Raw genomic sequence first — 21,690 nt, forward strand, 5'->3', positions numbered from 1 at the left:
TTATAGATCGCATCGACACCCCCATGGGAAAAGCACGTTGACCGCTTGTAGCTTTAAGCTTGTGGCTCGCCAAGGCCAAGTAGTAACGTAACTACATTCAACCCGCTCCAGGGGAGGCGCACCATGACTTTCACCACCATTTCCAGTCGCGAATTCAATCAAGACACAAGCGGTGCCAAAAAAGCCGCTCGCCAAGGCCCGGTTTTTATCACCGATCGCGGCAAGCCTGCCCATGTACTGCTAAGCATTGAGGACTACCAGAAGCTGACAGGTCTCAATGCCAACATCGTTGACCTGCTGGTGATGCCGGAAGCGGCCGATATCGACTTTGAAACCGAACGTGCCGTGGTCACTCATCGACCCGTGGACCTCTCTTGATGTATCTACTCGACACCAACGTAATCTCTGAACTGCGTAAACCCCAGGCTGATGCAAACGTGGTCGCCTGGGCCAAAAGTGTCAGCGCACCGCGTATGTTTATTTCGGCAATCACCCTGAAAGAATTGGAAACCGGGGTCTTGCGCATTGAGCGGCGCGACCCGGCTCAGGGGAAAGTGTTGCGAACCTGGCTCAAGCGTCATGTGATGCCGGCCTTTGATGCCAGAATCCTGCCCGTCGATGCGGCAGTCGCGTTGCGTTGCGCACACTTGCATGTGCCGGACCGCGCCAATGAAAGTGACGCATTGATTGCCGCGACCGCGCTGGTGCATGGGCTCACGGTTGTCACGCGCAACGTCAGCGACTTCAAATCCAGTGGCGTTCCACTGATCAATCCTTGGGACGAATGACCGCCTCCCCCACGAAAACCGTCCATACTTCCCAAGTCAATTGATCCAGGTCACGTACACCATCAATTGATTTCCCCCAACGCGACCAAAGGTCGCACCCTTTGAGCACCATCGGGGGCGTATCATTACGCCACTGCAAGACCCTTAATTTGACCCCGGTTGGCACGTACTGGCCGAGGCAAATCTCCACCGCCGTGGGATGCAATGATGAGCAACCAGATACCGGTACATGACGTTACCCCGCCTGCCAAAAACGCCAGCAGTGCTGACACCAAGACTGTCGACCTGTACGCCTCGCGCGAAAAAATCTACACCCGCGCCTTCACTGGCCTGTTCCGCAACCTGCGCATGCTCGGCGGTGCCGGCCTGTTCCTGCTCTACTTCGGCACGGTGTGGCTGAATTGGGGTGGCCACCAGGCGGTGTGGTGGAACCTGCCGGAACGTAAGTTCTTTATTTTCGGCGCGACCTTCTGGCCCCAGGACTTCATCCTGCTGTCGGGCATCCTGATCGTCGCGGCGTTTGGCCTGTTCTTCATCACGGTGTACGCCGGCCGCGTGTGGTGTGGGTATACCTGCCCGCAAAGCGTGTGGACATGGATCTTCATGTGGTGCGAAAAGGTCACCGAAGGCGATCGCAACCAGCGCATCAAGCTGGACAAGGCGCCCATGGGGGCCAACAAGTTCCTGCGCAAATTCAGCAAGCATACCCTGTGGTTGTTGATCGGCTTTGTCACCGGCATGACCTTTGTCGGCTACTTCTCGCCGATCCGCGAGCTGGTGTTCGACTTCTTCACCGGCCAGGCCGACGGCTGGTCGTATTTCTGGGTCGGCTTCTTCACCCTCGCCACCTATGGCAACGCCGGCTGGCTGCGCGAGCAGGTGTGCATCTACATGTGCCCGTATGCACGCTTCCAGAGCGTGATGTTCGACAAGGACACCCTGATCGTTTCCTACGATCCACGCCGTGGCGAAGTGCGTGGCCCGCGTAAAAAAGGCACCGACTACAAGGCCCAGGGCCTGGGTGACTGCATCGACTGTACAATGTGCGTCCAGGTATGCCCCACCGGTATCGACATCCGCGACGGCCTGCAAATCGAGTGCATCGGTTGCGCCGCCTGTATCGACGCCTGCGACACCATCATGGACAAGATGGAATACCCGCGCGGCCTGATCAGCTACACCACCGAGCACAACCTGTCGGGGCAGAAAACCCACAAGTTGCGCCCACGCCTGATCGGTTATGCCCTGGTGTTGCTGGCGATGATCAGCCTGTTGGCCGGGGCGTTCTTCATGCGTTCGCTGGTGGGCTTCGACGTGAGCAAGGACCGCGTGCTGTACCGCGAAAACGCCGAAGGCCGCATCGAAAACGTCTACAGCCTGAAGATCATGAACAAGGACCAGCGCGATCACACCTACGTGCTCGACGCCGCCGGCCTGCCGGACCTCAAGCTGCAAGGCCGACGTGAAATCAGAGTGGCGGCGGGCGATATCGTCAGCATGCCGGTGGAGCTGTCGAGTGCACCGGAGCAACTGCCGTCAAGTACCAACGAGGTGAAATTCATCCTCACCGATGCCGATGACGCCAGCGTCCACGTTGAAGCCAAGAGCCGATTCATCGGCCCACAAGTTCGATAACGAGAGAACTGAACAATGCCCGTAGCCACTGCCGCAAGCCCCTGGTACAAGCACCTCTGGCCCTGGATCATCATTGGGATCCTGGCCTGCTCGGTGACCTTGACCTTGTCCATGGTGACCATCGCGGTGAACAACCCGGACAACCTGGTCAACGACAACTACTACGAGGCCGGCAAAGGCATCAACCGCTCCCTGGACCGCGAACGGTTGGCCCAGACCCTGCAACTGCGCGCCAAGCTGCACCTGGATGAGCTGACCGGCGAAGTCGAGCTGCAACTTACCGGCTACAGCAACCCGAACACCCTGGAACTGAACCTGATCTCCCCGACCCAGCCGGAGAAGGATCGCAAGATCAACCTGACCCGCAGCGACAGCGAACCGGGCCGCTACATCGGCCAGGTCACCGACAAGGTCGAAGGCCGCCGCTTCGTGGAATTGCTGGGCGTGGAAGGCGACAGGACCTGGCGCCTGTTCGAGGAAGAAGAAGTCAGCCACGACAAGGACTTGCTGCTGGGTGATGAACCGTTGCAGGGTGCTGAAGACCTGAAAAAATAGCAGCGCCCATGACCAGCCCAACCCCCTGCTACCACTGCGCCCTGCCCGTCCCGTCCGGCAGTCGGTTCACCGCCGTGATCCTCGGCGAGCGCCGCGAGCTGTGCTGCCCCGGCTGCCAGGCCGTGGCCGAAGCGATTGTGGCCGGTGGGCTGGAAAGCTATTACCAGCACCGCAGCGAAGCCTCGGCCAACCCCGAGACGCTGCCGGTGCAACTGGTGGATGAACTGGCGCTGTATGACCGCGCCGACGTGCAAAAACCCTTCGTGCACCACGAAGGCGACCTCGCCGAAACCACCCTGCTGATGGAAGGCATCAGTTGCGCCGCCTGTGGCTGGTTGATCGAAAAACACCTACGCAGCCTGCCCGCCGTGGTCGAGGCGCGGCTGAACCTGTCCAACCATCGCCTGCAGGTGCGCTGGGCCGACGGGCAATTGCCGTTGAGCCAGGTGCTCAGTGAACTGCGCCATATCGGCTACGCCGCCCACCCGTATCAAGCCGACCGCGCGGCCGAGCAACTGGCCAGCGAAAACCGCCTGGCCCTGCGCCAGCTGGGGGTCGCCGGACTGCTGTGGTTCCAGGCGATGATGGCGACCATGGCCACCTGGCCGGAATTCAATATCGACCTGAGCCCCGAGCTGCATGTGATCCTGCGCTGGGTGGCAATGTTTCTGACCACCCCCATCGTGTTCTACAGCTGTGCGCCGTTCTTCAAGGGCGCCATGCGCGACGTGCGTACGCGTCACCTGACCATGGACGTGTCGGTGTCCCTGGCCATTGGCGGGGCTTACCTGGCCGGGATCTGGACCGCAATCACCGGCGTGGGCGAGTTGTATTTCGATGCGGTGGGCATGTTTGCGCTGTTCCTGCTGGCCGGTCGCTACCTGGAGCGCCGTGCCCGGGAGCGCACGGCCGCCGCCACCGCGCAGTTGGTCAACCTGCTGCCCGCCTCATGCCTGCGCCTCAAAGGTGACGGCCAGAGCGAACGCACTCTCTTGAGCGAACTGGCGCTGGGCGACCGCGTGCTGGTGCATCCGGGCGCGGTTCTGCCGGCAGATGGGGTGATCCTCGACGGCCGCTCCAGCATCGATGAATCGCTGCTCACCGGTGAGTACCTGCCGCTGCCGCGCCAAACCGGTGATGCCGTCACCGCCGGCACGCTGAACGTCGAAGGCGCGTTGACCGTCGAAGTCCGCGCCCTGGGCCACGAGACCCGCCTGTCCGCCATCGTACGCCTGCTGGAGCGGGCCCAGGCCGAGAAGCCGCGCCTGGCGCAGATCGCCGACCGCGCCGCGCAGTGGTTCCTGTTGTGTTCGCTGATTGCCGCGGCGGTGATCGGCCTGTTGTGGTGGGAGCTGGATTCATCGCGGGCGTTCTGGATCGTGCTGGCAATGCTGGTGGCCACCTGCCCCTGCGCGTTGTCCCTGGCCACGCCGACCGCCCTCACCGCCGCCACCGGCACCCTGCACAAGCTCGGGCTATTGCTGACCCGTGGCCATGTGCTCGAAGGCCTGAACCAGATCGACACGGTGATCTTCGACAAGACCGGCACCCTCACCGAAGGCCGCCTGGCGTTGAAAGCGATCCGGCCGCTGGCCGCCTTGAACAGCGACCAGTGCCTGGGCCTCGCCGCCGCCCTGGAAAACCGCTCCGAACACCCGATTGCCCGCGCCTTCGGGCGTGCGCCGCTGGCCGCCGACGAGGTGCTCAGTTCCCCGGGCCTTGGCCTGGAAGGCCGTGTCGGCACACGCCAGTTGCGCATCGGCCAGCCGGGGTTTGTTTGTGCACTCAGTGGTTGCCCGATTCCCGCCGCTCCGGAGGATGACGGCCAATGGCTGCTGCTGGGCGACGGCGACGGTGCCCTGGCCTGGTTCGTCCTCGACGACCGCCTGCGCAGCGATGCCCCTGCCCTGCTGGCCGCCTGCAAGGCGCGAGGTTGGCGCACGCTGCTGCTGTCGGGGGACAGTTCGCCGATGGTCGCCAGCGTCGCTGCTGAACTGGGTATCGATGAAGCCCACGGCGGCCTGCGCCCCGACGACAAGCTCCACGTGCTGCAACAACTGCACAAGGAAGGCCGCAAGGTGCTGATGCTCGGCGATGGCGTCAACGATGTGCCGGTGCTGGCCGCCGCCGACATCAGCGTGGCCATGGGCTCGGCCACCGACCTGGCCAAGACCAGCGCCGATGCGGTGCTGCTGTCCAACCGCCTGGATGCCCTGGTGCAAGCCTTCACCCTGGCGCGGCGCACCCGCCGGGTGATCATTGAAAACCTGCTGTGGGCGGGACTGTACAATGGCCTTATGCTGCCGTTTGCCGCCCTCGGTTGGATCACTCCGATCTGGGCGGCGATCGGCATGTCCCTCAGTTCGTTGACCGTGGTGCTCAATGCCCTGCGCCTGACTCGCCTGCCGAGTGCGCAGGCCAGAAGCGCCCCTTTGGTAACCCGTCCGCTGCCGGCTTGAGCCGCGCGGGCATGGAGTGCAGATGCCAGCTCTATACGTGATGATTCCGGCGGCGCTGCTGTTAGTGGGCGTGGCCATCTACATCTTCTTCTGGGCGGTGGACAGCGGCCAGTACGACGACCTCGACGGCCCGGCCCACAGCGTGCTGTTCGACGACCAGGACCCGAACCACCTGGCGGCCGTCGACGAAGCCAACGGCCCCGAGCAACCGCCCGTGCCCAAAGCCCCACCCCATGCTTGAGCTGGCGCCGCTGCTGGTCTCTGCGCTGATCCTCGGCCTGCTGGGCGGCGGCCATTGCCTGGGCATGTGCGGCGGGCTGATGGGCGCGCTGACCCTGGCGATTCCCAAGGAACAGCGCAGCCGCCGGTTCCGCCTGCTGCTGGCGTACAACCTGGGGCGCATCCTCAGCTATGCCACCGCGGGGTTATTGATCGGCCTGGCCGGCTGGGCGGTGGCCAACAGCCCGGCGGCCCTGTTCATGCGTGTGCTCGCCGGGTTGCTGTTGATCTGCATGGGGCTGTACCTGGCCGGTTGGTGGAGCGGCCTCACCCGTATCGAAAGCCTCGGGCGCGGCCTGTGGCGCTGCATACAGCCCGTCGCCAACCGTTTGCTGCCGGTATCCAGCCTGCCCCGCGCGCTGCTGCTGGGCGCGCTGTGGGGCTGGTTGCCGTGCGGGCTGGTCTACAGCACCCTGCTGTGGGCCGCCAGCCAGGGTAATGCGCTGGACAGTGCGCTGCTGATGCTGGCTTTTGGCTTAGGCACATGGCCGGTACTGCTGGCGACCGGGTTGGCGGCCGAACGCGTGACCGCGTTATTGCGCAAGCGCAGCGTGCGGATGGCCGGTGGCCTGCTGGTGATTGTTTTCGGTATCTGGACCCTGCCAGGTCCGCACCAGCACTGGCTGATGGGCCATTAAAAGGCTATGTGGCATAGCGCCGCTCCCCGTTGATGCAAATCAAGATGCCCTACCGGCCACGCCCCTAGACTCGGCTCACTAGCCTATCCGGGGAATGCCCGCATGCTCGACGCCATTCGTTGGGACTCACATCTGATTCACCGCTACGACCTGGCGGGACCGCGCTACACGTCCTACCCCACCGCCGTACAATTCGACAGCCAGGTCGGCACCTTCGACCTGCTCCACGCCCTGCGCGAAAGCCGCAAGGCCACGCGACCGTTGTCGCTGTATGTGCATGTGCCGTTCTGCGCGAACATTTGCTACTACTGCGCGTGCAACAAGGTGATCACCAAGGACCGCGGCCGCGCCCAGGCCTACCTGCAACGCCTGGAGCAGGAGATTCAGTTGGTGGCCTGCCACCTCGACCCGAAACAGTCGGTTGAACAACTGCACTTCGGCGGCGGCACCCCGACCTTTCTCAGCCACGACGAACTGCGCCAGGTCATGGGCAGCCTGCGCCAGCACTTCAATCTGCTCGACGACGACTCCGGCGACTACAGCATCGAGATCGACCCGCGCGAAGCCGACTGGGCGACCATGGGCCTGCTGCGTGAACTGGGCTTCAACCGTGTGAGCATCGGCCTGCAAGACCTCGACCCGGACGTGCAGCGCGCGGTCAACCGCCTGCAAAGCCTGGAAGAAACCCGCGCGGTGATCGACGCCGCGCGCACCCTGCAGTTTCGCTCGATCAATATCGACCTGATCTACGGCCTGCCCAAGCAGACGCCGATCAACTTCGCGCGCACCGTGGAGGAAGTGATCAAGCTGCAGCCGGACCGCCTGTCGGTGTTCAACTACGCGCATCTGCCGGAACGCTTCATGCCCCAACGACGGATCAACAGCGAGGAACTGCCGTCGCCGGAATCCAAGCTGCTGATGCTGCAGACCACCATCGAGCAACTGACCCAGGCCGGCTACCGCTATATCGGCATGGACCACTTCGCCCTGCCGGACGACGAACTCGCCATTGCCCAGGAAGAAGGCACGCTGCAACGTAACTTCCAGGGCTACACCACCCACGGCCATTGCGACCTGATCGGCCTCGGCGTGTCAGCCATCAGCCAGATCGGCGACCTGTACTGCCAGAACAGCAGTGACCTGAACGGCTATCAGAACGCCCTGGCCAACGCCCAACTGGCCACCAGCCGTGGTTTGATCTGCACCACCGACGACCGCTTACGTCGGGAAGTGATCCAGCAGTTGATCTGCACGTTCAGCCTGGCCTTCGAGCAGATCGAACAGGCGTTCAACATCGATTTTCGCGGGTATTTCGACGAGGTCTGGCCGCAACTTGAGGCGATGGCGCAAGACGGCCTGATCGAACTGGATGCCCAAGGCATTCGCGTGCTGCCCGCCGGACGGCTGCTGGTGCGTTCGGTCTGCATGGTGTTCGATGCGTACCTGGAGCACCAGAACCGGCAGCGGTTTTCGCGGGTGATCTAGTTACATCGACAACGACGCGGCTTTGAGCGCGTCATCGGCGCTCATGGTCTTCATCGCTTTGGCCAGAGAGGTCTGGGCCGTCATCAAACCTGCCTGCAACGAACTGATCGCGCCTTGCACATTGGCGGTCTTGGCCCGGGCCTGCTCCGGGGTCAAGCTTTTGTCTGCCGCGATCGCCTGAAGCTCAGCCATTTTCTCGGCGATCTGCTGTTTCAGCTTGCGGATCATTTTCAGCACCTGCTTGACGTTATCGTCCAGGCCGCTGTCGTCGATATCGGCATTCGCGCTTTTGGGCGCCCCGGCCGCCTTGAACGCTGCGGCGGAAATAGTCACCGTCACCCCTTCAATCACCTTGGTTTCAGGCGCCGGCGCGGTCACGGGCAGCTTTTCCTCGGCCTCGGCAGCGGGCTTCAAGTCCTGCACGCTGGGTACACGGATGGCAGGGTTGTAAGCCGCGATAACAGACATGATCCGAGCTCCGAATGGTAGATGTGCAACTGTATCGGCATCGGTACAAAAAGCTTTATACCGTTGCTTGTTTTTTGTACAGGCTGGCTTCACTGCCCACCAGTGCGGTACCCTTACGTATTATGTGTGTTTTCCCACAAGGATTTAAGAAATGTCCGAGCCAGTCAAACTGCGCGCTCACAGCCAGGCTCACTGCAAGGATTGCAGCCTGGCTCCCCTCTGCCTGCCACTTTCGCTGAATCTGGAAGACATGGAAGCGTTGGACGAAATCGTTAAACGCGGTCGCCCGCTGAAGAAAGGCGAGTTTCTGTTTCGCCAGGGGGACAAGTTCGATTCCGTCTATGCAGTACGTTCGGGCGCGCTGAAGACCTTCAGCCTGAGCGACAGCGGCGAAGAGCAGATCACCGGTTTCCACCTGCCCAGCGAGCTGGTCGGGTTATCGGGCATGGACACCGAGATTCACCCGGTGTCGGCCCAGGCCCTGGAAACCACGTCGGTGTGCGAAATCCCCTTCGAGCGCCTGGACGAACTGGCCCTGCAATTGCCACAACTGCGCCGTCAGTTGATGCGCGTGATGAGCCGCGAGATTCGTGACGACCAGCAGATGATGCTGCTGTTGTCGAAGAAAACCGCCGACGAGCGCATCGCCACCTTCCTGGTCAACCTGTCGGCGCGGTTCCGTGCCCGTGGTTTCTCGGCCAACCAGTTCCGCCTGAGCATGTCGCGCAACGAAATCGGCAATTACCTGGGCCTGGCAGTGGAAACCGTATCCCGTGTGTTTACCCGCTTCCAGCAGAGCGAACTGCTGGCCGCCGAAGGCAAGGAAGTGCACATCCTCGACCCGATCCAGCTGTGCGCACTCGCCGGTGGTTCCTTGGAAGGCTGATGCAGACGCTTGCGGCCGCGCCAATCGGTGAGGCCGCAGGTATACTTCGAGTCCGTTTTCCGCCCAGGACTCTTCGACGATGACTTTCGATTCGTTCGACATCAAATCCCTGATCCGCCCCGTCATCGACTTCCCCAAGCCTGGGGTGATCTTTCGTGACATCACACCGCTGTTCCAATCGCCCAAGGCCCTGCGCCTGGTGGCTGACACCTTTGCCCATCGCTATGTCGAGGCCGATTTCAGCCATATCGGCGCGATGGATGCGCGCGGCTTCCTGATCGGCTCGATCATCGCCTACCAACTGAACAAGCCGCTGATCCTGTTCCGCAAGCAGGGCAAGCTGCCGGCTGACGTGCTGTCCGAGGGTTACCAGACCGAATACGGCGAGGCCTTCCTCGAAGTGCATGCCGACAGCCTGTGCGAAGGTGATTCGGTGCTGATGTTCGATGACCTGATCGCCACGGGCGGTACCTTGATCGCGGCGGCCAACCTGGTGCGACGCATGGGGGCGAAGATCTTTGAAGCGGCGGCGATCATTGACCTGCCGGAACTCGGCGGCTCGCAACGCCTGGAAGACATGGGCATCCCGACGTTTTGCCTGACCCGCTTTGCCCTCACCGAGCGGTAACGGTTGCGCGGACTGACGCTATCAGGGGCAAGTGGATTCGCCGCACTGCCCCTCCCACATTTGATCCTGCGCTGATCGTTAGAGCGCGATCGGTTTACGACCGGCGAACGAATGCGCCAACGTGCCGCCGTCCACCAACTCCAACTCGCCCCCCAGCGGCACGCCATGGGCGATTCGCGAAGTGACCAGGCCTTTGTTGCTCAGCAGTTGGGCGATGTAATGCGCGGTGGCTTCACCTTCCACGGTCGGGTTGGTGGCCAGGATCACCTCGGTAAAGGTGCCCTGCTCCTCGATACGCGCCACCAACTGCGGAATGCCGATGGCCTCCGGCCCCAGCCCATCGAGCGGCGAGAGGTGGCCCTTGAGCACGAAGTAGCGCCCGCGATAACCAGTCTGCTCTACCGCGTACACATCCATCGGCCCTTCCACCACGCACAGCAGCGTGTCGTCGCGGCGCGGGTCGGCGCATTGCGGGCAGAGTTCTTCTTCGGTGAGGGTCCGACACTGGCGGCAGTGACCCACCCCGATCATGGCCTGGCTCAAGGCCTGGGCCAGCCGGGTACCGCCGCTGCGATCACGCTCCAGCAGTTGCAGCGCCATGCGTTGGGCGGTTTTCTGGCCGACACCCGGCAACGTGCGCAGGGCGTCGATCAGTTGGCGAATCAGGGGGCTGAAGCTCATGGGCGAGTGGTCCGACAAAACAACGAGACGCGGTTTATACCCGCGCCTCGGATTAGCGTCAAATGCTCAATCCTGCGCGACCCGTACCACCAACTTGCCGAAGTTGCGCCCTTCCAGCAAACCGATAAAGGCTTCGGGCGCCTGCTCCAGGCCCTCGACCACGTCTTCGCGGAACTTGATCTTGCCGTCGCGTACCCACGGCGCCATGGCGCTGAGGAACTCCGGCTGGCGATCACCGTAGTCGTCAAACACGATAAAGCCCTGGATCCGTACACGCTTGGTCAACAACGTGCGTTGCAGCGCCGGCAAGCGGTCAGGCCCGCTGGGCGCTTCATGGGCGTTATAGCCGGCGATCAGCCCGCACAGGGGGATGCGCGCCTTGGGGTTGAGCAACGGCAGCACGGCGTCGAACACCTTGCCACCGACGTTTTCGAAATAAATGTCCACGCCCTTGAAGCAGGCCTGGGCCAAGTCGTCGGCAAACGTTGCGCTTTTGTGGTCGATGCAGGCATCAAAACCCAATTCGTCCACCACGTAGCGGCACTTCTCGGCACCGCCCGCAATCCCGACCACACGCAGGCCCTTGAGCTTGGCCACCTGGCCGACCACCGAACCCACCGCGCCGGAGGCAGCCGCCACCACCAGGGTTTCTCCGGCTTTCGGCTGGCCGATGTCCATCAGGCCCATGTAGGCGGTCATGCCCGGCATGCCCAGTACCCCCAGGGCCATGGACGGGCTGGCCAGGCCATTGGGCACCGGGATCAGGTTGCGGCCGTCGGAAATGCTGTGGCTCTGCCAACCGGTGGCGCCGACGACCAGATCACCCACCTCGAATTTCGGATTACGCGATTGCTCGACACGGCTGACAGCCCCGCCGGTCATCACCTCGTCGATTTCCACCGGCGCGGCGTAGGACGGTGCGTCGCTCATGCGCCCGCGCATATAAGGGTCGAGGGAGAGGTAGAGCGTCTTCAGCAGGACCTGGCCGTCTGCCAATTCCGGCAAGGTCACCCGTTCCAGGCGGAAGTTTTCCGGCGTGGGTGCGCCTTGAGGGCGTGAGACCAGGACAATGCGCTGGTTCAAAGTCGGTTCGTGAGGCATGAAGGGCTCCTTGATCGAATCTATCGGTATAGGGTGCAGACCATGGGTGCCGCGCCAGGGTTCGATTGGATTGGCACAAACAAAAATGCCAGGCACAAGGCCTGGCATTGGAGTCTAGCTAAAGCCTGGCGATCAGAACGGCAGCTTCATGCCCGGTGGCAGTTGCATGCCGGCGGTCACGCCGGACATTTTGTCCTGGCTGTTGGCTTCGATCTTGCGCACGGCGTCGTTGACGGCCGCGGCGAACAGCGCCTCCAGCATTTCCAGGTCATCTTCGCCCACGCCTGGCAATACGCTTGGGTCGATGCTCACGCGCTTGATGTCGTGACGACCGGTCATCACCACACTGACCATATCGCCACCGGCTTTACCGGTGACTTCGGCGTTGGCCAGTTCTTCCTGCATCTTGGCCATCTTTTCCTGCATCTGCTGCGCCTGCTTCATCAGGCCGGCCATGCCACCTTTCATCATGGGAATCACCTCAAAAGTACGTGGATCAATGAATAGCCCGGTGTCAGGACGCCTGGGGCACCGGGGCTTCGACAGGTTCAATTGTATCTTGGCGAACGACCGCCCCGAACTGCTGCATCATTTGCTGGATGAGCGGATCGCCGTGGATCGAGTCCTCAGCCTCCCGCTGGCGGTTGATACGCCGGCGGGTGGCAGCCTGGGCCGGGGTTTCCTGCTCGGGCTTGATCAACTCGATAGCGATGGTCAGCGTGCGCCCATGGTACTGGTTCAGGGCGTCGTTGAGGCGCCGCTGCTGGGTCGCGTTGAACAGCGCACTGTGGGCCGGGTCCAGGTGCAACAGCCAGTGGTCGCCATCGATGGCGATCAGGGTGCAGTTGGCGGCGATGCTGCCGGTCATGCCGGAAATCGGCAGTTTCGGGAACAGCTCCAGCCATTGCAGGGCCAGGCCGGTGGCTGGTGCCGCAGCGGGCTCCACCTCGGGTTCCGGGGCAGGCTCGGCGGTGTGCTCGCTGGCCAGGTCGTCCAGGTAGCTGTAGGCCGAATCCATGTCCGGCTCGATGTAGTCTTCGTCCAGCGGCGGTTCGTCGTCGAGGTCGATGCCCGGGGTTGCGGCTTCGACCTGGGCCACAGTCGGCTCGGGAACCGGGGCCGTCACCCACTCGGGGGCGGCCGGTACCACGCTGTCCGGCGTCGGCGCAGGCATCGGCGTCAGCTCAGGCTGCTCACCGACGGTTTCCAGGACGGGCTCGACATAGGGCTGCTGTTCAACCTCGACCTCAGCGTCTACCGGGTCATTCCAGGGCAGGTCGACGACAGGCTCGGGCTCGACAACCGGTTCCGGCTCAACCACCGCTGCCGCCACCACCGCTGCCGGCTCAGGCGCCGGTGCAACAGGGGCAGCAACCACTGGCGCGACCACCGCCGCGCCAGCCACTGGTTTGGCGGAATCAACTGTGGCCTGGCTGATCCCCACTGGCTTTAGCGGCTGTCTCGGTGCGTCCGCCGAATCCGCCGGCCGGAAGGCCAGCATCCGCAGCAGGACCATCTCGAAGCCTCCGCGTGGGTCGGGCGCCAAAGGCAAGTCGCGACGACCGATCAGGCCCATCTGGTAGTAGAACTGCACGTCTTCGGCCGGCAACGCCTGGGCCAGGGCCAACACGCGGTCACGGTCGCCATGGCCGTTGTCGACACCTTCCGGCAACGCCTGGGCGATGGCGACGCGGTGCAGCACATTGAGGATTTCCGAGAGCACGCCGTTCCAGTCCGGGCCTTGCTCCGACAGGTGGCGCACGGCTTCGAGCAACGCCTTGGCATCGCCCTCGATCAGCGCATGCAGCACGTCGAACACCTGGCCGTGGTCCAGGGTGCCGAGCATGGCGCGCACATCGGCAGCCATGACCTTGCCTTCACCAAAGGCAATGGCCTGGTCGGTGAGGCTCATGGCATCGCGCATCGAGCCATCGGCGGCGCGGCCCAGCAGCCACAGTGCGTCGTCTTCGAACGGTACGTTCTCGACGCCCAGCACGTGGGTCAAATGCTCCACCACGCGCTCGGGGGTCATGTTCTTCAGGGAGAACTGCAGGCACCGCGATAAGATCGTTGCAGGCAGTTTCTGCGGGTCGGTGGTGGCCAGGATGAATTTGACGTACGGCGGCGGCTCTTCCAGGGTTTTCAACAAGGCGTTGAAGGAATGGCTGGAAAGCATGTGCACTTCGTCGATCAGGTAGACCTTGAAGCGGCCGCGACTGGGCGCGTACTGCACGTTGTCGAGCAGCTCGCGGGTGTCTTCGACCTTGGTGCGGCTTGCGGCGTCGATCTCGATCAGGTCGACGAAACGCCCTTCGTCGATCTCGCGGCACACCGAGCAGGTGCCGCAGGGCGTCGAAGTGATACCGGTTTCACAGTTCAGGCATTTGGCGATGATGCGCGCAATGGTGGTCTTGCCCACTCCCCGGGTACCGGTGAACAGGTAGGCGTGGTGCAGCCGCTGGCTGTCCAAGGCATTGATCAGAGCCTTGAGCACATGGGTCTGGCCGACCATTTCGCGGAACGAGCGCGGACGCCATTTACGTGCAAGAACCTGATAACTCATCGAAAACCGTCGCAACTGGGAAGCGGAAGCGGGTAATGCTAGCGGAGCAAGGGGGAAATTGCATCCGGCACGCTCGCCTAATCTGACTAAGCTCTGCTGACTGGCCCCGAAAAGGCCTGAACCCGGAGAGTGTATGCGCGTAGTCCTGGGCGCTTTATGGATGATGACCACGGCTTGCCTGGCGGCGCCTGCACCGCTGCGTTTCTCGGTTTCCGACAGTTGGGCGATGCCCATGGTGCAGGTCGAGAACGGCCGGCCTACACAGGGGATTTTGTATGATTTGATGTTGAGCCTGGCCACCCAGGTCGGCCAGCCGGCGGAATTCCACGTGCTGGCCCGCGCCCGTATCGCCACAGCCATGGGCCACGGGGATATTGATGTGCGCTGTTATGTCACCCACGCGTGGGTCGACAACCTGTCCGGCGACTACATCTGGAGCTTGCCTTTAATGGTGCAGCGCAATGTGCTGGTCAGTGTGCGCAACCAGCCGGTGCAGGTGCTCAAGCTGACACCCCAGCCGATCGGCACGGTGCTCAACTATCGCTATGGCGCCCTCGACCCACTGTTTGCCAGCGGCCAACTCACCCGCGACGACGCCCGCAGCGAAGAACAGGTGCTGCACAAGCTGGTGGCGGGGCGATTCAACTACGCGGTGAGCAATGAATGGATCGTCGACCGTTTCAACCAGAAAATGCCGATCAGCCAGCGCTTGCACAAAGTTGCGCTGATTGAGGAGCAAAACCTCGGCTGCATCGTGCGCAACGATCCCGACGTACCGGCCCAAAAGATCCTGCGCACCTTGCTGCGGATGAAAATGTCCGGCGAAATCGACGACATCATCAAGCTATACACTGGCGAAGACCCGGTCCCCCTGCACGCTCCTGACAAAAACTGACAGGCACTCCTTATAGACTCGGCGCCACACCACGCCTGTTCTCAAGGAGCCCACATGAACACCCTCGCCCATTACTTCCTGCTGTACGTCGACAGCCCGGCCACCAGTGCCAATTTCTATAGCCGCCTGCTGGGCAAGCCGCCGGTCGAATTGAACCCGACCTTTGCCCTGTTCATTCTGGACAACGGCGTAAAGCTCGGGCTGTGGTCGCGTCATACTGTCGAGCCGGCAGCCCGGTTCACAGGCGGTGGCGGTGAAGTGGGCTTCTCGCTGCCCGACACGGCCGCCGTGGACGCGTTGCACGACCAATGGGCAGAACAGGGCGCCATCATTGTCCAGTCACCGACGCCCATGGACTTCGGCTACACCTTCGTCGCCCAGGACCTCGACGGCCACCGCTTGCGCGCGTTTTGCCTGAACGACTGACCGACAGCGCCCCTCCAGGCTGATGGCCGCCACACTGGCCAGCACGATCACAGCGCCCAGCATCACCTGCACGGCAATGTGTTCGCCCAGCAACGTCGCGGCCATCACCATTGCCACCGGCGGGATCAGGTACATCGCCACCGACGCGCGGCTGACCTCCACATGCTTCAACACATACCCCCAGGCCAGATACGCCAAGGCGCTGGGGAAAATGCCGAGCACCAGCACCGCCACATTCTCCGCCAACGGCGCCTGCACCACTGCAGCCGGCAGGCCCGGCAGGTTCACACACAGCATCAGGGTGCCCGCCCACACCATGTAGCACGCCATGGTCAGCGGACTGTAGCGGTGGGCATAGTGCTTCTGCAGGGCGAAGTACACGCTCCACGACACCGCCGCCAGCAGGATCAACAAGCCACGCGGGTCGATCTCACCCAGCCCCTGATCCCCCCAGATCACCACCAGCACGCCGAGCAGCCCCAGCAAGACGCAGCCCCAGCGCCAGGCACTGACTCGCTCCTTCAGGCACAAAAACGCGATCAGCACACTGAACAACGGCGCCGACTGCGCCAGGACGCTGGACGCCGCTGCCGTTACCCATTGCTGCCCATAGTTGAGGCTGGTGTGATGCAGGAACACGCCGAAGAACCCCAGCACCAGCAACCACGGAACATCCCGCAGGCGCGGCCGGCCGATGCCCATCACCAGTGCCACACCGCCCATGAACAGCGAGGCAATCAAAAACCTTAACAACGCCAATTGGCCGGGACTGTAGCTGTGCAGCCCGATGTGCACGCCAATCGGCGAATAGGCCCAACACAGGATGACGCTGGCGATGACTAGCGTAAGCTTTACAGGTGAAGGGGTATTCATCGACGGCGTCCAGAAACCGGGAAGGAGGGCCGTCAGTCTTGGCCCGGGCAAGGCGCACGACAATTAACCGTTTCTGACTTCTGCAATCACTGGAACTGAGCAATGGAACTGGCCCAATTGAAAATGGTGCGAGCCGTGGCACAAACCGGCAGCGTGGCCCAGGCGGCCGTGCTGCTGCATTGCGTGCCGTCCAACATCACCACGCGCATCAAGCAGCTCGAAGGCGAGTTGGGCACACCGCTATTCATCCGGGCCGGGCGTGGACTGGCCATCAGTGCCGCCGGTGAGATTTTCCTGGATTACTGCGAGCGCATCCTGGCGCTGGTGGATGAGTCCAAACGCGCCGTGGACGCCAATGCCATTCCCCGTGGCACCTTGCGTATCGGCGCGGTGGAGTCCAGCGCCAGCGGGCGTTTGCCGCCCCTGCTGGCGGAGTATCACCGGCGCTACCCCGATGTCAGCCTGGAACTGGTGACCGGCGCCTGGGGCCCGTTGCTCGACGACCTGCAACACCACCGCCTGGATGTGGCGCTGGTGGCCGCCGGCAACAAACGCACCAAGCTCGAACACAGCGTGGTCTACAGCGAGCGCCTGGTGCTGATCGCCAGCGCGTCCAGCGCCCCCATCAGTGGCGCCGAGGACCTCGCCGGCCGCACCTTGCTGGTCTGGCCACCCGGCTGCCCGTATCGCGCGGCACTGGAAAACTGGGTCAAGCCCCATGACTTCAAACCGACCATTGCCAGCTATGCCAGTTGGGGCACGATCATCGGCTGCGTCAGCGCGGGGATTGGCGTAGCGTTGGCGCCAGAGGGCATCCTGGCCCGCTATGAGCAGGCCAACCAGCTGGCGTCCTATCGATTTGAAGAGCTGGCGGCCGTGGATAACCTGTTGTTCTGGCACAAGGACACCCAGCGGCATCTGGCCCGGGATGCGTTTGCCGAGCTGTTGCGGGAGACTTTTGGCTAACTCGCAACATGTTGTTTCGGTTATCCTCCAGCGAAATTAATTCAAAATGTAAGGGACTACCATGAATTACTTCCGCCTGTTGTTGGCGGCGGCTGCTCTGAGCCTGCCTGCCGCACCTGCCGTTGCTGCTGCCTCGCCTGCCCCCGTTGAAGCCAGTGCCCCCGCCGAAACAGCCGAGCACTTTCTGGCGTCACTCAACCAAAAGACCGGCACGGTCACCCTGCCCAGCGGCATCGCCACCCTCAAGCTCACCGACGAGTTCTACTACCTCGACCCCGCCGATACCGAGCGCTTGCTGACCGATGGCTGGGGCAACCCGCCGGGCTTCAAGACCCTGGGCATGATCGTGCCCAAAGCCGTCAGCCCATTGTCGGAACGCGGCTGGGGCGTGATCGTCAGCTACAAGGCAGATGGGCACATCTCCGACGAAGATGCGGCAAAAATCGACTACGCCGATCTGCTCAAGCAAATGCAGGAAGAAGACGAAGCAGAGAACAAGGAGCGCCAGAAACAAGGCTACGCCGGCCTGCACCTGCTGGGCTGGGCCGAGCCACCGCGCTACGACGACACCACCCACAAGATGTATTGGGCCCGCGAACTGAAGGCTGACGACGCCGACCAGAACACCCTCAACTACAGCATCCGCGTGTTGGGCCGTGAAGGCGTACTGGAACTCAACGCTGTGGCCGCCATGGCCGACCTGGCCACCATCCAGCAGGAATTGCCTAAGGTGCTGGCCTTTACCAACTTCACCGACGGCAACCTCTATACCGACTTCAATCCGAAAACCGACAAGCTTGCCACTTACGGCCTCGCCGCGTTGGTTGCCGGTGGGATCGCCGCCAAGGCCGGGCTATTTGCCAAGATCGGTATCTTCCTGCTGGCTGCGAAGAAGTTCCTGGTGATCGGCGTAGTGGCGCTGCTCGCAGTGATTCGCAAGCTGTTCAACCGCAACAAGGCCTGAACCCCAGGCACAAAAACGCCGCAGCGTGCCCGGCACACTGCGGCGATTGGGATGACTCAGTTGGGCGCGGCCAGACGACTGTATTGATCCTGGCTGATCCAGCCGCTGAACGAGCGGTCGTCGGCATTGATGAACTCGACCTGGGCCCAACCGTCCTTGAAGGCCAGCACACCGACCACATCGCGCTTGACGATATACGGACGCTTGGCGACCTTGGCGCCTGGGGTTTTCAGCAGGTAAGCCTTGTCGGCGGATACCGTCACCAGGCCGATCCATTGTTTGCTGGCGGTCTGGGTCAGGTCCAGGCCGGTGGCAATCTCCGGCATCAGTACATTCAGGCAACCGGGGTGCTGGCGGCCCTCTTCCACCGTGAGGGTCACGCCATCGGACGAAGGCGCCAGGCTGCCGGGATGAGCCTCGTCAAGCCACGTGGTGAGCGCCTCAGGCTTGCCTTGCAGGTAAAACGCGCAACGGCGGGTGACGCCCTCGCCCATGGCTTCCGAATAGAACCCTTCGACCTGATGCTCCGGCGTCACCGCCAGCATCAGCCCTTCGTACTTGCCCGAATGCAACGCGGCCGGACCGGCCAAGGCAGGGCCCACGGCGCACAACGACAACACACCTATCGCTAGAAAACGGATCATCCTATTTTTTCCCTTCAAGTTTTTCGTAGGCTTTTTGCATAAGGACGTCGTAGTTGCCGTAGTCCTCGCCGTTATAGTTACGTGCCATGCCGGTAAAATCCTTGGCTTTCATGGCCTTCATCAATGCCGGGCTCTTGCTGCAAAAACCGAGGAAGGCTTTTAGTTGGTTGCCGGCATTTACCTTTAATGCTGCGGCGAACTCAAACACCGTCTTGTAACCGCACGACGCGTAGTTGAAGCCCATGATCTGGAACATGCCCCACGACGCCGACATGAGTGCCGCTTCCTGATCCAAGGCAAACGCGGTGGCCATGGTTTCCCAAGCCTTGATCTGGTCCTTGTTATTGGCCTGCCACTGCGGCCCGGCCTTTTTCTTGTAGGGGTAGGACAGCAGCGGGTGCGCCTGGTCGTAGATGTGCTTGGTGTACTTGCGAAACAAGTGCCCTTCAAACGCGATCACCGGCAACTTGGCCGGCCCGAACCCGGAACGCCCACCTGATTCCACGGTGGCGAAGGCCTTGATGATATTCACCGAAATACCGCTGCCCAACTGCGTGGCGGCATTCTGAAAGTCCGTTTCGCTGAGGGTCATACCCCCATCGCACGTGGCCTGGAGCATCAACTGCCGGTTACGTCGCTCGGCCTCGATCATCGCGCGCATGCGGTCCAGGTACACATTGACCGTGGCCTGCACCGCATCGCCCTGATTGTTGCCGAATGCATTGAGAAAACTCGGGATGCGCATCGTCGGGAAGGCCTTCAGCGGTACCTTCACCGCTTCTTCGATCAGGCTATTGAACGTGCGACCGGTGGGGTCGACCACGCCATCGGGATGGGCATACTTGAGGTGGCGAAACTGGTATTGGCTGATGCACTGTACCAACTGGCCATCGCACTTGCCGTTTTCGGCCAGCGGGAAACCCATCTTGGGAATGATCAGATTGAATAAATACTGGATGCACTGCACATCGGCGGGCAAGTTGCGGGCTTTACCCGGCGCACCTACCGAGGCACTGATAAGACGGGGTAACCCTTGCAGGCTTTTCATCACAGACATCCTTGTTAGTTAAAGAAGTGATAGCACTTCAATATCAAGTCGGCGCCCTCGTCATACTCTGTAACAAGTGGCCGGCGGAAACTAACAAGGCGGTTTGGGGTTGTCCAGAGGGGTGTTGGAAAGTTGTGAAACAACCATCATCGACCGCGCAATAAAACATCGGCAGTTGACTGAAAACAGGTCATTTGAATTTGAATCGAAGGAGGACTGCAAGGAAGAGCGTTATGGAGGCAACCCCACCAGCCACACCCCGGCACACAATGTTCCCGCTGTGGCTGCTGCCTTCCGGCTCTGACCAGGTTCACGGGTAATCGTTGCGGGGGGACCGATGGGGTCACCATAACGACGCTGGCCTCTCGGCAAGCGGGGCCATTGTACCGATCTCATCGGAAGTTACAACCGTTGGCGACGGATTAAAAATATGAAGGGGTTCAAGCACTTGCCACCGCCGTCAGCATCCCCTCCCACAGGGGTTCATCATTGTGCCTGCAACACCTCGTCCGCCCGGCCACCCTCTTCCTGGATCACCAGGTGGATGAAGTGCAGCTTGGCAATCACCGCCGGTGGCAGCACGAACGGGTAGAAGTCCGGCTGGCCCATGGCGCGGGACAGCTCATTGAGCATGCCGGCCAGTTCGATCCAGGCGTTGACGAAGGACAGGAATGCCACGCCGCCGGGATGTTCGGGGTCATAGAGGGTGGTGAGGGGGAATGGCTGGTAATCCAGGTCCATCTCACGGGCGCTCATGCCAAAGCCCAGGGCGGTGTCGACAGCGTCCATCATGTGCAGGTAGTGGGCCCAGGTTTCGGCCCAGTCTTCCCAGGGGTGCATGGTGGCGTAGGCACTGACGCAGGTCTGCTGCCAGTCGGGGCGTGGGCCGTTCTGGTAGTGCTGATCGAGCGCGTCGGCATAACTGGCGCGTTCGTCGCCGAACAGGCTGCGAAAAGGCTCCAGCCAGTGGCTGTTGGCGATCAGGCGATCCCAGTAATAGTGGCCGACCTCATGGCGAAAGTGGCCCAGCAAGGTGCGGTAGGGTTCGCGCATCTGCACGCGGATTTTTTCGCGGTGGGCGTCGTCGGCTTCCTTGATGTCGAGGGTGATCAGGCCGTTGGCATGCCCGGTCATGGGCGCGTTGCCTTCCAGGTCGATGCCGACGAAGTCGAAAGCCAGGCCGCTGTCCTCGTCGACGCTCTTGGGCACCACTTGCAGGCCCAGGCTGATCAACTGTGCCACCAGCCGACGCTTGGCGGTCTCCACCTTGCGCCAGCGCTCGGGGTTCTCCGGGATCGACAGGTCGGGGATGGTGCGGTTGACGCTGCACGCCACACACAACGGTGCGGTGCTGTGGGCGGGAATCAGCCAGTTGCAGGCCGCCGCGGTGTCGAGATTGGCACAGCGGCGGAAGGCGCCGGCATCGAGGTTGTCGTCCTGTAGCCAAGTGCCTTCCACAGGCCCCGGCTGCAGGGAGGACAAGCGGCTTTGCTGCGGCTGATAACCCAGCAGCGCCTGGCAAGCCAGGCATTGGCTGTTGCGAAAGAACAGCGCTTGCCCGCACCGGCACTGCCACACCTTGCTGTTACGCGAGGTTTCGGCCATGAACGGTGCGGCGATGCGCGAGCTGAGTTGCTCGAAGTAGCGGAACATGGCGATCTCTCCCTGGGTGACTGAGACTAGATCATTTGGGACTCAGGATCGTTCC

The 21,690-nt window shown here is 62.2% G+C and carries 23 protein-coding genes and 1 other RNA gene; 14 read left to right on the top strand and 10 right to left on the bottom strand.

Going from position 1 to position 21,690, the window contains the following annotated elements; translation table 11 throughout:
* The first annotated feature begins 123 nt into the window (after positions 1-123).
* From BFP99_RS06120 to hemN, 8 genes are all read left to right on the top strand, one after another.
* Complete coding sequence (locus BFP99_RS06120) at positions 124-378, top strand: type II toxin-antitoxin system Phd/YefM family antitoxin (protein ID WP_065924738.1); 255 nt, start codon at positions 124-126, stop codon at positions 376-378.
* A complete protein-coding gene (locus tag BFP99_RS06125; RefSeq protein ID WP_065924739.1) occupies positions 378-788 on the top strand; it encodes a type II toxin-antitoxin system VapC family toxin in 411 nt (136 codons plus the stop codon). Before BFP99_RS06120 ends, BFP99_RS06125 begins: the two co-directional genes overlap by 1 nt.
* A gap of 207 nt (positions 789-995) precedes the next feature.
* Positions 996-2,423, top strand: coding sequence for a cytochrome c oxidase accessory protein CcoG (gene ccoG / locus BFP99_RS06130; RefSeq protein WP_027603729.1), 1,428 nt, complete (start codon positions 996-998; stop codon positions 2,421-2,423).
* Between the two features lie 15 nt (positions 2,424-2,438).
* Entirely contained in the window at positions 2,439-2,978 is a 540-nt protein-coding gene (locus BFP99_RS06135; protein ID WP_065924741.1) for a FixH family protein, read from the top strand.
* A gap of 8 nt (positions 2,979-2,986) precedes the next feature.
* Positions 2,987-5,437 (top strand): heavy metal translocating P-type ATPase, encoded by a 2,451-nt coding sequence (locus BFP99_RS06140; protein ID WP_065946876.1) that lies wholly within the window; start codon positions 2,987-2,989, stop codon positions 5,435-5,437.
* A 22-nt stretch (positions 5,438-5,459) separates the two neighbouring features.
* Positions 5,460-5,678: a cbb3-type cytochrome oxidase assembly protein CcoS gene (gene ccoS / locus BFP99_RS06145; RefSeq protein WP_065924743.1), complete on the top strand. Its 219-nt coding sequence runs from the start codon at positions 5,460-5,462 to the stop codon at positions 5,676-5,678.
* Positions 5,671-6,354, top strand: coding sequence for a sulfite exporter TauE/SafE family protein (locus BFP99_RS06150; RefSeq protein ID WP_065924744.1), 684 nt, complete (start codon positions 5,671-5,673; stop codon positions 6,352-6,354). The genes ccoS and BFP99_RS06150 overlap by 8 nt, the downstream gene beginning before the upstream one ends.
* A 102-nt stretch (positions 6,355-6,456) precedes the next feature.
* Positions 6,457-7,839 carry an oxygen-independent coproporphyrinogen III oxidase gene (gene hemN / locus BFP99_RS06155; protein WP_065946877.1) on the top strand — a complete coding sequence of 461 codons (1,383 nt, stop codon included), beginning with the start codon at positions 6,457-6,459 and terminating at the stop codon, positions 7,837-7,839.
* Here hemN and BFP99_RS06160 read toward each other — a convergent pair whose 3' ends face one another.
* The gene (locus BFP99_RS06160; protein WP_083221141.1) at positions 7,840-8,307 is read right to left on the bottom strand and encodes a hypothetical protein; all 468 of its coding nucleotides are present in this window, start codon (positions 8,305-8,307) and stop codon (positions 7,840-7,842) included.
* 151 nt (positions 8,308-8,458) lie between these two features.
* On the opposite strand from BFP99_RS06160, the gene fnr reads away from it, so the two are divergent.
* Positions 8,459-9,193 (top strand): fumarate/nitrate reduction transcriptional regulator Fnr, encoded by a 735-nt coding sequence (gene fnr / locus BFP99_RS06165; RefSeq protein ID WP_065924746.1) that lies wholly within the window; start codon positions 8,459-8,461, stop codon positions 9,191-9,193.
* Positions 9,194-9,272: 79 nt separating this feature from the next.
* The gene (locus BFP99_RS06170; protein ID WP_027603721.1) at positions 9,273-9,821 is read left to right on the top strand and encodes an adenine phosphoribosyltransferase; all 549 of its coding nucleotides are present in this window, start codon (positions 9,273-9,275) and stop codon (positions 9,819-9,821) included.
* A gap of 78 nt (positions 9,822-9,899) precedes the next feature.
* Here the strand turns inward: BFP99_RS06170 and recR are convergent, their stop codons facing one another.
* The 4 genes from recR to dnaX all read right to left on the bottom strand — a co-directional run bounded on the left by recR (position 9,900) and on the right by dnaX (position 14,166).
* Complete coding sequence (gene recR, locus BFP99_RS06175) at positions 9,900-10,502, bottom strand: recombination mediator RecR (RefSeq protein ID WP_065946878.1); 603 nt, start codon at positions 10,500-10,502, stop codon at positions 9,900-9,902.
* Between the two features lie 66 nt (positions 10,503-10,568).
* Positions 10,569-11,603, bottom strand: coding sequence for an NADP-dependent oxidoreductase (locus tag BFP99_RS06180; RefSeq protein ID WP_065924748.1), 1,035 nt, complete (start codon positions 11,601-11,603; stop codon positions 10,569-10,571).
* A 132-nt stretch (positions 11,604-11,735) separates the two neighbouring features.
* The gene (locus tag BFP99_RS06185) at positions 11,736-12,074 is read right to left on the bottom strand and encodes a YbaB/EbfC family nucleoid-associated protein (RefSeq protein WP_003193199.1); all 339 of its coding nucleotides are present in this window, start codon (positions 12,072-12,074) and stop codon (positions 11,736-11,738) included.
* Between the two features lie 43 nt (positions 12,075-12,117).
* The gene (dnaX, locus tag BFP99_RS06190; protein WP_065924749.1) at positions 12,118-14,166 is read right to left on the bottom strand and encodes a DNA polymerase III subunit gamma/tau; all 2,049 of its coding nucleotides are present in this window, start codon (positions 14,164-14,166) and stop codon (positions 12,118-12,120) included.
* 133 nt (positions 14,167-14,299) lie between these two features.
* Between dnaX and BFP99_RS06195 the strand changes: the two genes are divergently transcribed.
* Positions 14,300-15,061, top strand: coding sequence for a substrate-binding periplasmic protein (locus BFP99_RS06195; RefSeq protein WP_065924750.1), 762 nt, complete (start codon positions 14,300-14,302; stop codon positions 15,059-15,061).
* Positions 15,062-15,115: 54 nt separating this feature from the next.
* A complete protein-coding gene (locus BFP99_RS06200) occupies positions 15,116-15,487 on the top strand; it encodes a VOC family protein (RefSeq protein ID WP_065924751.1) in 372 nt (123 codons plus the stop codon).
* Here BFP99_RS06200 and BFP99_RS06205 read toward each other — a convergent pair.
* Positions 15,401-16,360, bottom strand: a complete 960-nt coding sequence (locus BFP99_RS06205; RefSeq protein ID WP_065924752.1) for a DMT family transporter — start codon at positions 16,358-16,360, stop codon at positions 15,401-15,403. The two genes, BFP99_RS06200 and BFP99_RS06205, sit on opposite strands and share 87 nt — an antisense overlap.
* 102 nt (positions 16,361-16,462) lie before the next feature.
* Between BFP99_RS06205 and BFP99_RS06210 the strand changes: the two genes are divergently transcribed.
* Together BFP99_RS06210 and BFP99_RS06215 are read left to right on the top strand one after the other, a co-directional pair.
* Entirely contained in the window at positions 16,463-17,326 is an 864-nt protein-coding gene (locus tag BFP99_RS06210; RefSeq protein ID WP_065946879.1) for a LysR family transcriptional regulator, read from the top strand.
* Positions 17,327-17,387: 61 nt separating this feature from the next.
* A complete protein-coding gene (locus BFP99_RS06215; RefSeq protein WP_065946880.1) occupies positions 17,388-18,290 on the top strand; it encodes a DUF2167 domain-containing protein in 903 nt (300 codons plus the stop codon).
* A gap of 56 nt (positions 18,291-18,346) precedes the next feature.
* Here BFP99_RS06215 and BFP99_RS06220 read toward each other — a convergent pair whose 3' ends face one another.
* The 4 genes from BFP99_RS06220 to BFP99_RS06235 form a co-directional block, all read right to left on the bottom strand.
* Positions 18,347-18,934 (bottom strand): hypothetical protein, encoded by a 588-nt coding sequence (locus tag BFP99_RS06220; protein WP_065946881.1) that lies wholly within the window; start codon positions 18,932-18,934, stop codon positions 18,347-18,349.
* Between the two features lies 1 nt (position 18,935).
* A complete protein-coding gene (locus BFP99_RS06225; RefSeq protein ID WP_065946882.1) occupies positions 18,936-19,982 on the bottom strand; it encodes an N-acetylmuramidase family protein in 1,047 nt (348 codons plus the stop codon).
* Positions 19,983-20,225: 243 nt separating this feature from the next.
* Positions 20,226-20,322: signal recognition particle sRNA small type (ffs, locus tag BFP99_RS06230), an RNA gene on the bottom strand.
* Between the two features lie 146 nt (positions 20,323-20,468).
* Complete coding sequence (locus BFP99_RS06235; RefSeq protein ID WP_065946883.1) at positions 20,469-21,635, bottom strand: zinc-binding metallopeptidase family protein; 1,167 nt, start codon at positions 21,633-21,635, stop codon at positions 20,469-20,471.
* Positions 21,636-21,690 lie beyond the last annotated feature (55 nt).

It is taken from the genome of Pseudomonas sp. 1 R 17, assembly GCF_900067035.1.
Taxonomy (GTDB): Bacteria; Pseudomonadota; Gammaproteobacteria; order Pseudomonadales; family Pseudomonadaceae; genus Aquipseudomonas; species Aquipseudomonas marginalis.

Excerpts from the sequence above, each read along its gene's own strand:
- BFP99_RS06210 (WP_065946879.1), top strand. The coding sequence starts at position 16,463 with ATGGAACTGGCCCAATTGAAAATGGTGCGAGCCGTGGCACAAACCGGC.
- ccoG (WP_027603729.1), top strand. The coding sequence starts at position 996 with ATGAGCAACCAGATACCGGTACATGACGTTACCCCGCCTGCCAAAAAC.
- BFP99_RS06215 (WP_065946880.1), top strand. The coding sequence starts at position 17,388 with ATGAATTACTTCCGCCTGTTGTTGGCGGCGGCTGCTCTGAGCCTGCCT.
- BFP99_RS06180 (WP_065924748.1), bottom strand. The coding sequence starts at position 11,603 with ATGCCTCACGAACCGACTTTGAACCAGCGCATTGTCCTGGTCTCACGC.
- BFP99_RS06205 (WP_065924752.1), bottom strand. The coding sequence starts at position 16,360 with ATGAATACCCCTTCACCTGTAAAGCTTACGCTAGTCATCGCCAGCGTC.
- BFP99_RS06125 (WP_065924739.1), top strand. The coding sequence starts at position 378 with ATGTATCTACTCGACACCAACGTAATCTCTGAACTGCGTAAACCCCAG.
- BFP99_RS06170 (WP_027603721.1), top strand. The coding sequence starts at position 9,273 with ATGACTTTCGATTCGTTCGACATCAAATCCCTGATCCGCCCCGTCATC.
- BFP99_RS06200 (WP_065924751.1), top strand. The coding sequence starts at position 15,116 with ATGAACACCCTCGCCCATTACTTCCTGCTGTACGTCGACAGCCCGGCC.
- dnaX (WP_065924749.1), bottom strand. The coding sequence starts at position 14,166 with ATGAGTTATCAGGTTCTTGCACGTAAATGGCGTCCGCGCTCGTTCCGC.
- BFP99_RS06220 (WP_065946881.1), bottom strand. The coding sequence starts at position 18,934 with ATGATCCGTTTTCTAGCGATAGGTGTGTTGTCGTTGTGCGCCGTGGGC.
- BFP99_RS06135 (WP_065924741.1), top strand. The coding sequence starts at position 2,439 with ATGCCCGTAGCCACTGCCGCAAGCCCCTGGTACAAGCACCTCTGGCCC.
- hemN (WP_065946877.1), top strand. The coding sequence starts at position 6,457 with ATGCTCGACGCCATTCGTTGGGACTCACATCTGATTCACCGCTACGAC.
- BFP99_RS06160 (WP_083221141.1), bottom strand. The coding sequence starts at position 8,307 with ATGTCTGTTATCGCGGCTTACAACCCTGCCATCCGTGTACCCAGCGTG.
- recR (WP_065946878.1), bottom strand. The coding sequence starts at position 10,502 with ATGAGCTTCAGCCCCCTGATTCGCCAACTGATCGACGCCCTGCGCACG.
- ccoS (WP_065924743.1), top strand. The coding sequence starts at position 5,460 with ATGCCAGCTCTATACGTGATGATTCCGGCGGCGCTGCTGTTAGTGGGC.
- BFP99_RS06225 (WP_065946882.1), bottom strand. The coding sequence starts at position 19,982 with ATGAAAAGCCTGCAAGGGTTACCCCGTCTTATCAGTGCCTCGGTAGGT.
- BFP99_RS06185 (WP_003193199.1), bottom strand. The coding sequence starts at position 12,074 with ATGATGAAAGGTGGCATGGCCGGCCTGATGAAGCAGGCGCAGCAGATG.
- BFP99_RS06120 (WP_065924738.1), top strand. The coding sequence starts at position 124 with ATGACTTTCACCACCATTTCCAGTCGCGAATTCAATCAAGACACAAGC.
- BFP99_RS06235 (WP_065946883.1), bottom strand. The coding sequence starts at position 21,635 with ATGTTCCGCTACTTCGAGCAACTCAGCTCGCGCATCGCCGCACCGTTC.
- BFP99_RS06140 (WP_065946876.1), top strand. The coding sequence starts at position 2,987 with ATGACCAGCCCAACCCCCTGCTACCACTGCGCCCTGCCCGTCCCGTCC.
- BFP99_RS06195 (WP_065924750.1), top strand. The coding sequence starts at position 14,300 with ATGCGCGTAGTCCTGGGCGCTTTATGGATGATGACCACGGCTTGCCTG.
- fnr (WP_065924746.1), top strand. The coding sequence starts at position 8,459 with ATGTCCGAGCCAGTCAAACTGCGCGCTCACAGCCAGGCTCACTGCAAG.
- BFP99_RS06150 (WP_065924744.1), top strand. The coding sequence starts at position 5,671 with ATGCTTGAGCTGGCGCCGCTGCTGGTCTCTGCGCTGATCCTCGGCCTG.